Consider the following 10,101-nt stretch of genomic DNA (forward strand, 5'->3'; position numbering starts at 1 on the left):
GACGGCGAGCGTCGTCGTCGGATGATGGCCAGCGACTACGAGGCCAGCCGCTTGATCGCCCCGGCGCGGCCGCCGACGAGGATGCGCTCGTCGACATCCTTGATGTCGCGCAGGCCGCAGAGCGCCATCGTGGTGTCGAGCTCCTTGCGGATGATGTCGAGCGCGGCGGTGACGCCCCGCTCGCCCATGGCGCCGAGCCCGTAGAGGAAGGCGCGGCCGATGAAGGTGCCGTGCGCGCCGAGCGCGATCGCCTTCAGCACGTCCTGGCCCGAGCGGATGCCACCGTCGAACAGCACTTCGATGCGGTTGCCGACCTGCTCGACGATGCCGGGCAGGGCCTCGATCGAGGAGAGCGCGCCGTCGAGCTGGCGGCCGCCATGGTTCGAGACGATCAGCGCATCAGCGCCGCTCTTGGCCGCCATCTCGGCATCTTCCGGATCGAGAATGCCCTTGAGGATCAGCTTGCCGCCCCATTGCTCCTTGATCCACTGGACGTCGTCCCAGTTCAGCTGCGGGTCGAACTGGCTGGCGGTCCAGGAGGAGAGCGAGGACATGTCGGCGACGCCGGTGACATGGCCGACGATATTGCCGAACTGCCGACGCGGCGTGTCCAGCATCTTCAGGCACCAGCGTGGCTTGAAGGCGAGGTTGATCAGGTTGGCGATGGTCGGCTTCGGCGGCGCGGAGAGGCCGTTGCGGATGTCCTTGTGGCGCTGGCCGAGGATCTGCAGGTCGAGCGTCAGGACAAGGGCCGAGCAGCCGGCCTTCTTGGCGCGCTGGATCAGGCGGGAAATGAAGTCGCGGTCCTTCATCACATAGAGCTGGAACCAGAACGGCGCCTGGGTGTGGTTCGCGACATCCTCGATCGAGCAGATGCTCATGGTCGAGAGCGTGAAGGGCACGCCGGCCTTGGCGGCGGCCTTGGCGGCGAGGATCTCGCCATCGGCGTGCTGCATGCCGGTGAGGCCGGTGGGGGCGAGCGCGACCGGCATGGAAACCGGCTGGCCGATCATCTCGGAGGCGAGCGAGCGGTTGGTCATGTCGACGGCGACGCGCTGGCGCAGCTTGACCTTGGCGAAGTCGGTCGCGTTGGCGCGGTAGGTGCCCTCGGTCCAGGCGCCGGAATCGGCGTAGTCGTAGAACATGCGCGGCACGCGGCGCTTGGCCAGAAGGCGCAGGTCTTCGATGGTCAGGGGCTGGGCCATGTCTCGTCTCGCCGTTGGCGTCCCGTCTTGTCCTCCGGGCTTGCTCGCATGCTGGCGGGCAGGGCGCAACCGTTCCGCTGCGCAAACGGGCCTTTCGTCAGGACACCGCCATGTAGCGGCCGGGCTTGTGGTTCATGCCGAGTATGGCGTTGAGCACGAGCGTGCCGACGAGCGAGAGCGCGACCTTGTCGGGCGGCAGCACGAAGAGGGCGGCGGCGAAGATCGCCGCGTCGATGCCGAGCTGGACCCAGCCGGCGCGCAGGCCATGGCGCTCCTGCAGGTAGAGCGCGAGGATGTTGACGCCGCCGATCGCGGTGCGGTGGCGCGCCAGCGCGAGCAGGCCGAGCCCCATCGCGACGCCGCCGGCGATGGCGGCATAGAGCGGCGCGACTGCCTCGATGCGGAACCAGCCCGGCGTCGCCCAGACGAAGACCGAGATCAGGCCGACGGCGGCGAAGGTGCGCAAGCTGAAGGGCAGGCCCATCCGCCGGAAGGCGAGCCAGTAGAACGGCAGGTTGATGACGAAGAAGAGCAGGCTGAAATCCGCGCCCGTGCCGAATTGCAGGAGGAGCGCGAGGCCGGCCGCGCCGCCGGTCAAGAGCGTCGCCTTGGCGTAGAGGACGATGCCGAAGCTGATCATCAGCGTGCCCAGCGGCAGGGCGAGAAGGTCTTCGTAGAAGCGGTGCTGCTGCGGCATGGCGGGAACGGCGGTTTGGGACATGGCGAGGCCTGTATCGGCTGGCGGCTTCCGGCACCAGAGGGTCTGCAAGGATCGCGCCGGGCGGAGCCTCCTTTTTCCGGCTCGATGCAGCCGGCGAGACTTCAGCCCGGTAGTCGATGGTGAGGATTTTGTCCGGCGGCTGCGGGAACGGAACGATGTCGCCAAGATGATGCGCGCGGCAGGAGAGACCAAAACCATCGGCCTGCGGTTGAAGTGAAAAGAACACGACAATCCTGACGAGCGGGGACGCTAGGTCGCTACGTTCGGAAAAGTGAAACCCGATCTGGGCGGCTCTTCTCGCAGTGGCGCCAAGACACGGATCGCGTTGACAAAATCTTGAAAGGTTCAGGCTGCGCCTGCCTGTCCTTTCATCTCGACAAGGATCAGTTTTCGGTCAATCCTTCCCTTGCCGGCATAGGAGCCATGCGTTCCGCGCCGGTGAGAGACGCTTTGGCTTCGAGGGATGTGGCGATGGCGACCGGAACCGTGAAATGGTTCAACACTGAGAAGGGGTTCGGCTTCATTCAACCGGCGGAAGGCGGCAAGGATGTGTTCGTGCACATCACGGCCGTGAAGGAAGCCGGCATGATGACGCTGACGGAGGGGCAGAAGGTTTCGTTCGAGTTGAAGACCGAGCGCGGCAAGACGGCCGCGGGCGATCTGAAAGTGCTCTGAGACCATTCTGTTTGCCGTAAGGCTCGCCTGCCGCGCGCGGCGGGGTGCTGGCGAGCGCGCGCCTGAAAATGACGACCGGATCGGCGTTTCGCTGTGTGTCCGGCGCGATGCTTCTTGACGTGACATGATGCGCCGAAAGCCCCGTTCAGGCATAGCCTGCCGGGTTTCGGACCTGGGCATCCGGGGGATGCGCGGAGCCTTGCGGCGTTCGCAGCCGACGGCTGCGTGCCGATGTCGAGTCGATGATGTCGAACAGTGATGACCTTGCCGCCCCGGCTCCGCGGGCGGGCATCTGGGACTGCTCGCCTGGACGCCGCGTGAGCGCGGTGCGTCCGAGGGACGCGCGGCGCGGAGGAGAGTTATGCCATTCTCATCGCTGACAGGCCCTGTCGATCTTGCGCGGGCCCAAGCGGCACTGGAGACAGCTTGGCAAATCCTGAAGCTGGGTATCGATGAAGAGGAACACGAGCGGGAACGTACACGTCTTGTCTACATTGTAGCTTCATTCGCTATGATCGCTAACGACGAGAACGAACTGGTCGAAAAAGCGCTTTGTCGATATCGCGAGGCGAAGTGAAATTTCCAGCTGTCGCGCTGAGCGGTAAGGCAGCGCTGTTAATTGATTGGAACAGAACCTCGCATAGTTCCGTTCAGTCTCTGGGCGTCTCGCCTGCCGAAAGTCAGCTTGTGCAACAGCTCGTTCTCGTTGTCGAAGACGATGATTTCATCCGAATGGACGCAGTCGATATTTTTCAGGAGGCGGGCTACCGCGTTCTGGAAGCCGCGTGTGCCGACAAGGCGTTGGAGCACCTTCAGCAGCGCGACGATATCGTGTTGATTTTCACCGATATCGAGATGCCGGGATCGATGGATGGTCTGGCGCTTGCGGCCATGGTGAGAGACCGGTGGCCGCCCATCGGCATCCTCATCGTCTCGGGAAGAGCGCGCCCGTTGCCCGGGCAGTTGCCGCCCTTCGCGCGATTTCTGCCGAAGCCCTATACGCCCGGCCAGATCAGCCATGGGGTCGAGCTTGTTCTAGCTGATCAACGGCATTGAGAACGTAAACTTCGTCTCATCCTCGCTTGAGGAGACCTCGATCCGCCCGCGATGTGCCTTGGCTATTTCGGAGGCAATGTAGAGCCCAAGCCCGAGGCCCTCGCGCCGGGTCTGACTGCCACGGAAGTAGGGCTGGAACAGCTTTGCCAGCAGTTCCTCCGGTATCTTCCTGCCGGCGTTCTTCACGGACAACCGGAACTCGCCTTCGATCACGGCCGCTTCAACGCGGACCGGCTTGTCGGTAGCCCCATGCGAAATCGCGTTGCCGAGAAGGTTTCCGAACATCTGTGCGATGCGGGCATGGTCGGCTCGTATCGGGACCGACAAGGCATTCTCGAAGGTAATCACCCTGTCGGGCGATGAGGTTCGGGCCTCATTGATGACCTGATCAATCGTGTCGGCGGCGGAACGCTCTTCCGCCGTGTCGATCGTGATGCCGCCACCCAACCTGCCGCGGGCGAAATCGAGCATGTTCTCGACGAGCAGGCTCATGCGCATGGTCGTGTTGAGAAGGTGCAGCAAAATGCCCTGTGCTTTCGGCGTCTGCGGCTCCTTGCCGAGCAGGCGAGTGCCAGCCGTAAAGGACGCGAGCGGATTGCGAAGGTCATGCCCGAGGACAGCGATGAACTGTTCCCGCAATTCGCTCTTGTGCTCTTCGATATCGAGCAGATCGCGGCTGTCCTTCAGCTGCCGATGAGCATCCAAGTGGAACGCGATCAATTCGGCGAAGAGCTTGAACATGCCGAGCGTGGCAGGCGTATCGAGCTTACGGGGCTTCGTATCGATCGCGCACAGAGTCCCGAAGAATTCTCCGCTCGGTAGAATGATCGGCATCGAGATATAGCTTTGCAGGCCATACATCGCCGGCGTGTGATGGTTGCGGTAGGTCGGATCCTCCGCAACATGATCGATGACGACGACCTCACGATGATCGCGTATCTCATTGCAGATCGTCGTTTCGACCTTCAGCTCGCCGCCGGGTTCCAAACCGAACTCGATGAGGTCTCGGACGCCACATGCGACCCAGCGCGTTTCAGTCACGCGGGCGACGGCCGCGAAACCCATTCCCGTCGTCTGGCAGACGACATCAAGAATAGTTGGCACGGCGTCGATTCTTGAAATCGCGTCGAGATCAGTTTGGAAGTCGTGCACGTAAAGGTCTCGGGAGTGCGCCGAGTTGGCGGCCCTATCATCCAACCTGTTCGCATCGCAATGTCAAAAGACAGCAACGCGACAAGTCCCATCTCGCTCGCAAGCGGGTGTGTGCAACGGGTTGAAAACGGCCGTTCGCTCCCAGCGCCTCAAGCGCGCGGTGGAACGGTGCCGTATTGCGGCAGGCCGTCTGCGATCTCGTAGTAGTCACCCTTGTCGGCGACGTAGATATGCAAATCTGCAGCGGTCTCTGTCGGCCCGTCGAAAGCGCCCATTGCCACGGCGATCCAATCCCGATCCGGCCGATCCCAGAAGAGGGACGAGCCGCATGTCGAGCAGAAGCCGCGCCGGACGTTCTCCGAGGATTGAAACCACGCCAGTTTCTCCTCGCCGACAATCGTCAAGGCAGTCCTGGGCACGTCGGTGGACGCGAAGTAATGGCCTGAGTGCTTCCGGCACATGCGGCAATGGCAGAAGTTGGGACTTGGCAGACGATTTGCCACCGTCAGGGTGACCGCGCCACACAGGCATGAGCCGCTGTGCATCCTCGCTTCACTCCCGAAGTCGCCTGGTCAGGAAGCATGGCATCGCGGTTGCGACGTTCGCAAGAGCGTCCGCTATGATGCGGGAGCGGAGCTTACAGCATGGATCCCGAAAGGATCAGATGGTCATAGTCTCCAGCTTGCGTCTAGCGATGTTCCGGTTCCTCGATTTGCTCGGCTTCGTGGCCGCATTCGCCGAGGGCCGTTTAGAGCGGCATCGCTTGGTGAAACGCGAGGCGGCTACGCTGATAAGGGAAGCGGGTACTTCGGTGCTCGAAGCGGCTCAACGGATCGCTGACCTTGCGCGTCAGCGCGGCGACAGGCGGGCGATGATGCTTTGGCTGGACGTTGTGCGCGAGATCGCGAAGCAGGAGCCGATGCCTCCGGCCCATAAATGACCGTAAAGGGTCGAAAGCGGGCGTAGAGCTAGCGCTGTGGCACCCTCCCTCCGGAAGCATTAGGTTGCAGCATGGCAGACAGATTCGAATGCGCGATTCAAGCGCTGCTGGGGAGACAACTCGGCGCGGTAACCTTCGTTCAAGATTACTGGCAGCTTGCCTTCGACGGGCCATTGCTGACCATCTTTACAACGATCTCGGTGTACAGCGACGAGGGCCAGGCATCGGTCGAACACCGCGACTTCCGAAACCAACTCTGCGGTTGTATTGCGAAGATCGTTTCATCGGCAACGTTCACTGATGGCAAGTCTCTTGTGTTAACATTCGATAGTGGGTCTAGGATCGAAATCTCGCTTCGGGACTGCGACTATGTTGTGACTGAAGGGTTGATGTTTGACACGGGCGTCAAGGGTTTGCCGCTTTACATTCTTTGATGGCTGGCACTGCGAAGCCGATCGGGTCCGCTATGGGTCGGAAGCGGATGTTGCGGAGGAGGATCGGCGGCGGCCGGTCATGGAAGCATGAGGCCCGACGGGTCTACCAGGCGGCCAGGGAGTTCTTTCGCTCGCAGAGAGTGGCGGGACGCTGACGCGGGAGGCTGCGCAATCCCTCATGGCCAGCGCGGCGCGTCGCCGCCTTCTCCCCGATGGCTCCGTCCTGTTTTCCGCACGACAATCCGCTTGCACGAACGGCGTGTTCGATATAAAGATATCTTTATATCTTTTTCCTTGTCGACAGAGGACGCCAGCGCATGCGGCAGCCGACGACATTGTCTTCCGATGTGCTTCTCGCGGGCCTCAGGGCCGCCGGCGAGGAGACGCGGCTGCGCATCCTCGCGCTGCTCTCCGAGGGTGAGCTTTCGGTCTCCGATCTCACCGACATCCTCGGCCAGTCGCAGCCGCGCATCTCGCGCCATCTCAAGCTCTTGGCCGAAGCCGGGCTGGTCCGGCGTTCGCGCGAGGGGGCCTGGGCCTTCTTCAGGCTCGACGAGACCGGGCCGGGTGGGGCCTTCGCCGCGTCGCTCGCCGCCTGGCTCGACCTGAGCGACCCGGTGCTCGCGGCCGATCGCGAGCGGCTTGCCGCCGTCCGCGCGACGCGGGCTGAAGCCGCGCAGAGCTATTTCGCCAGCGTCGCGCGCGACTGGGACCGGTTGCGCGGCCTGCATGTGCCCGACCATGCCGTCGAGGCGGCGGTCGAGGATGCCGTCGGCGAGGGCTCGCCCGGCGCCATGCTCGATCTCGGCACCGGCACGGGGCGGATGCTGGAGCGGATCGCGCCGAAATTCGGCCGCGCCGTCGGCGTCGATGCCAACCATGCGATGCTGGCGGTGGCGCGCGCCAATCTGGAGCAGGCGGGGCTGTCGCGCGTCGAACTGCGGCAGGGCGACATCTATGCATTGCCCTTCGCGCGCGGCTCCTTCGACCTCGTCGTGATCCATCAGGTGCTGCATTTCCTCGACGATCCCGGCCGGGCGGTACGCGAGGCCGCCGCGATGCTGGCGCCCGGCGGGCGCCTGATCGTCGTCGATTTCGCGCCGCACGAGATGGAATTCCTGCGGACCGAGCATGCGCATCGCCGGCTCGGCTTCTCCCGCCAGCAGATCGCGGCATGGTTCGCCGAGGCCGGCCTGTCCTGCGACTTGTCCCGCGAAGTCACCCTTGCCGATGGCGGCTCGGGCCAGCTCCCGGTCATGCTCTGGCGTGGCCGCGACCGGCGCGTTCAGGCCGATCCGCCGGCCCGCACGATCAATCTCGAGGTTGCGTGATGAATGCTTTCCGCCCCAGCCGCCACGGCTCGCGCCGTCCGCGCGTCTCCTTCGAATTCTTCCCGCCGAAGACGGAGGAGATGGAGGTCGCGCTCTGGGACAGCGTGCGCCGGCTCGAGCCGCTCGGCCCGAGCTTCGTCTCGGTGACCTATGGCGCCGGCGGCTCGACCCGCGAGCGCACCCACGCCACCGTCAAGCGCATGGTCGAGGAGACCGCGCTGAAGCCGGCCGCGCATCTCACTTGCGTCTCGGCCTCCAAGGCCGAGGTCGATGAGGTCATTCGCTCCTATTGGGATGCCGGCGTGCGCCATGTCGTGGCGCTGCGCGGCGATCCGGCCGGCGGGCTCGGCACGGCCTATGAGCCGCATCCGGACGGCTATCACCAGACCTCTGACCTCGTCGCCGGCCTGAAGCGGATCGGCGATTTCGAGGTCACGGTCTCGGCCTATCCCGAGAAGCATCCGGAAGCCGCCTCGCTCGATGCCGATATCGATGCGCTCAAGAAGAAGGTCGATGCCGGCGCGACGCGGGCGATCACCCAGTTCTTCTTCGATAACGACGTCTATTTCCGCTATCTCGACAAGGTGCGCGCCAGGGGCATCGAGATCCCGATCCTGCCGGGCATCGTCCCGGTCCAGAATTTCAAGCAGACCGCGAATTTCGCCCGCAAGACCGGCGCCAGCGTGCCGCAATGGCTGGCCGACCGCTTCGAGGGGCTGGAGGACGATGTCGCGACCCGCCGCCTCGTCGCCGCCGCCGTCTGTGCCGAGCAGGTGCTGGACCTGATCGATCGCGGCGCCACCGACCTGCATTTCTACACGATGAACAAGGCCGACCTCGTCTATGCCATCTGCCATCTCGTCGGCCTGAAGCCCGAGAAGCCGGCGGCGCAGGCAGCGGCGGCGGAGTGAATTACGAGCCCTCATCCTGAGGAGCCGCGCCAGCGGCGTCTCGAAGGATGCTTCAGGAGGCTCCGGAACCATCTGGAGCATCCTTCGAGACGCGCTTCTGCGAAGCGCTCCTCAGGATGAGGGCTGAGTTTTCAAGCAGACCCGTTTCCGGTTGGAAAGCGTAACGATGTCCGACTTCATTCCCGCTCCCGTTGACGGCGCCGAGATCGAGCGCTCCCTGCGCCAGGCCGCGCGTGAGCGCATCCTCGTCCTCGACGGCGCGATGGGCACGCAGATCCAGGACCTGAAGCTCTCCGAAGCCGATTTTCGCGGTGAGCGCTTCAAGGGCTTCAACCACGACCTCAAGGGCAATAACGACATCATCGCCCTGACCCAGCCCGAGGCGCTGCGCGACATCCATCTCGCCTATTTCCGGGCGGGCGCCGATATCGTCGAGACCAACACCTTCTCCGGCACCTCGATCGCCCAGGCCGATTACGGCATGGAGGCGATCGTCTATGAGCTGAACGTCGAATGCTCGCGGCTCGCCCGCGAGGCGGCGATGATCGCCGAGAAGGAAGACGGGCGGCGGCGCTTCGTCGCCGGGGCGATCGGCCCGACCAACCGCACGCTCTCGATCTCGCCCGACGTCAACAATCCCGGCTTCCGCGCCGTGAGCTTCGATCAGGTGCGCGATTCCTATGCCGAGCAGGTCAGGGGCCTGATCGATGGCGGCTCGGAATTGCTGCTGATCGAGACGATCTTCGACACGCTCAACGCCAAGGCCGCGATCGTCGCGATCGAGCAGGTCTATCGCGAGAAGGGCATTCGCCTGCCGGTGATGATCTCCGGCACGATCACCGATCTCTCGGGCCGCACGCTCTCGGGCCAGACGGTCGAGGCTTTCTGGAACGCGGTGCGCCATGCCGCCCCGCTGACCATCGGCCTCAACTGCGCGCTTGGTGCCCGCGAGATGCGCGCGCATATCAAGGACATGTCGCGCATCGCCGACACGCTGGTCTGCGCCTATCCGAATGCCGGCCTGCCCAACGAATTCGGCCTCTATGACGAACGCCCCGAGGCGACCGCCAAGATGCTGGCCGAGTTCACCGATGCCGGCTTCGTCAACATGGTCGGCGGCTGCTGCGGCACGACGCCGGACCATATCCGCGCCATCGCCGAGGCCGTTGCCGGCAAGGCGCCGCGCCAGATCCCGGAGACGAAACCTTATCTCAGGCTGGCCGGTCTGGAGCCGTTCACGCTCGACGAGACCATCCCCTTCGTCAACGTTGGCGAGCGCACGAACGTCACCGGCTCGGCCAAGTTCCGCAAGCTGATCACGGCCGGCGACTATGCCGCCGCGCTCGATGTCGCGCGTGACCAGGTCGCCAATGGCGCGCAGGTCATCGACATCAACATGGACGAGGGCCTGCTCGATTCCGAGAAGGCGATGACCGAATTCTGCAACCTGATCGCCTCGGAGCCGGATATCTCGCGCGTGCCGATCATGGTCGACTCGTCGAAATTCCCGGTGATCGAAGCCGGTCTGAAGACGATCCAGGGCAAGCCGATCGTCAACTCGATCTCGATGAAGGAGGGCGAGGAAGCCTTCCTTGAGCAGGCGCGGATCTGCCGGCAATATGGCGCGGCGGTCGTCGTGATGGCCTTCGACGAGGTCGGCCAGGCCGACACCTTCC

At 64.1% G+C, this 10,101-nt stretch carries 12 protein-coding genes; 8 read left to right on the top strand and 4 right to left on the bottom strand.

Translation table 11 applies throughout. The features are described from left to right. Positions 1-35: 35 nt before the first annotated feature. Together AC3WMA_RS26680 and AC3WMA_RS26685 are read right to left on the bottom strand one after the other, a co-directional pair. Entirely contained in the window at positions 36-1,205 is a 1,170-nt protein-coding gene (locus AC3WMA_RS26680) for an alpha-hydroxy acid oxidase (RefSeq protein WP_492288281.1), read from the bottom strand. A gap of 97 nt (positions 1,206-1,302) precedes the next feature. Next, positions 1,303-1,926, bottom strand: coding sequence for a YitT family protein (locus AC3WMA_RS26685; protein ID WP_492288282.1), 624 nt, complete (start codon positions 1,924-1,926; stop codon positions 1,303-1,305). 471 nt (positions 1,927-2,397) lie between these two features. On the opposite strand from AC3WMA_RS26685, the gene AC3WMA_RS26690 reads away from it, so the two are divergent. From AC3WMA_RS26690 to AC3WMA_RS26700, 3 genes are all read left to right on the top strand, one after another. Next, complete coding sequence (locus tag AC3WMA_RS26690) at positions 2,398-2,601, top strand: cold-shock protein (protein ID WP_047581917.1); 204 nt, start codon at positions 2,398-2,400, stop codon at positions 2,599-2,601. A gap of 361 nt (positions 2,602-2,962) precedes the next feature. Continuing rightward, the gene (locus AC3WMA_RS26695; RefSeq protein WP_492288283.1) at positions 2,963-3,178 is read left to right on the top strand and encodes a hypothetical protein; all 216 of its coding nucleotides are present in this window, start codon (positions 2,963-2,965) and stop codon (positions 3,176-3,178) included. Next, positions 3,175-3,657: a response regulator gene (locus AC3WMA_RS26700; RefSeq protein WP_492288284.1), complete on the top strand. Its 483-nt coding sequence runs from the start codon at positions 3,175-3,177 to the stop codon at positions 3,655-3,657. Before AC3WMA_RS26695 ends, AC3WMA_RS26700 begins: the two co-directional genes overlap by 4 nt. On the opposite strand, the gene AC3WMA_RS26705 is transcribed toward AC3WMA_RS26700, so the two are convergent. Further along, a complete protein-coding gene (locus AC3WMA_RS26705) occupies positions 3,637-4,809 on the bottom strand; it encodes a GAF domain-containing sensor histidine kinase (RefSeq protein ID WP_492288285.1) in 1,173 nt (390 codons plus the stop codon). The two genes, AC3WMA_RS26700 and AC3WMA_RS26705, sit on opposite strands and share 21 nt — an antisense overlap. A 149-nt stretch (positions 4,810-4,958) precedes the next feature. Continuing rightward, the gene (locus AC3WMA_RS26710; RefSeq protein WP_492288286.1) at positions 4,959-5,354 is read right to left on the bottom strand and encodes a GFA family protein; all 396 of its coding nucleotides are present in this window, start codon (positions 5,352-5,354) and stop codon (positions 4,959-4,961) included. A gap of 119 nt (positions 5,355-5,473) precedes the next feature. Here AC3WMA_RS26710 and AC3WMA_RS26715 point away from each other — a divergent pair, with 119 nt between their 5' ends. The 5 genes from AC3WMA_RS26715 to AC3WMA_RS26735 all read left to right on the top strand — a co-directional run. Next, positions 5,474-5,749 (top strand): hypothetical protein, encoded by a 276-nt coding sequence (locus AC3WMA_RS26715; RefSeq protein ID WP_492288287.1) that lies wholly within the window; start codon positions 5,474-5,476, stop codon positions 5,747-5,749. A 71-nt stretch (positions 5,750-5,820) separates the two neighbouring features. Continuing rightward, positions 5,821-6,183, top strand: coding sequence for a hypothetical protein (locus tag AC3WMA_RS26720; protein ID WP_492288288.1), 363 nt, complete (start codon positions 5,821-5,823; stop codon positions 6,181-6,183). A 317-nt stretch (positions 6,184-6,500) separates the two neighbouring features. Then, positions 6,501-7,514, top strand: coding sequence for an ArsR/SmtB family transcription factor (locus AC3WMA_RS26725; RefSeq protein WP_492288289.1), 1,014 nt, complete (start codon positions 6,501-6,503; stop codon positions 7,512-7,514). Further along, positions 7,514-8,425, top strand: coding sequence for a methylenetetrahydrofolate reductase [NAD(P)H] (gene metF / locus AC3WMA_RS26730; RefSeq protein WP_492288290.1), 912 nt, complete (start codon positions 7,514-7,516; stop codon positions 8,423-8,425). Before AC3WMA_RS26725 ends, metF begins: the two co-directional genes overlap by 1 nt. A 166-nt stretch (positions 8,426-8,591) precedes the next feature. Then, on the top strand, positions 8,592-10,101 hold a 1,510-nt coding region (locus AC3WMA_RS26735; RefSeq protein ID WP_492288291.1), incomplete at its 3' end, for a homocysteine S-methyltransferase family protein.

The organism is Allobosea sp. FW305-C-101, assembly GCF_058783685.1.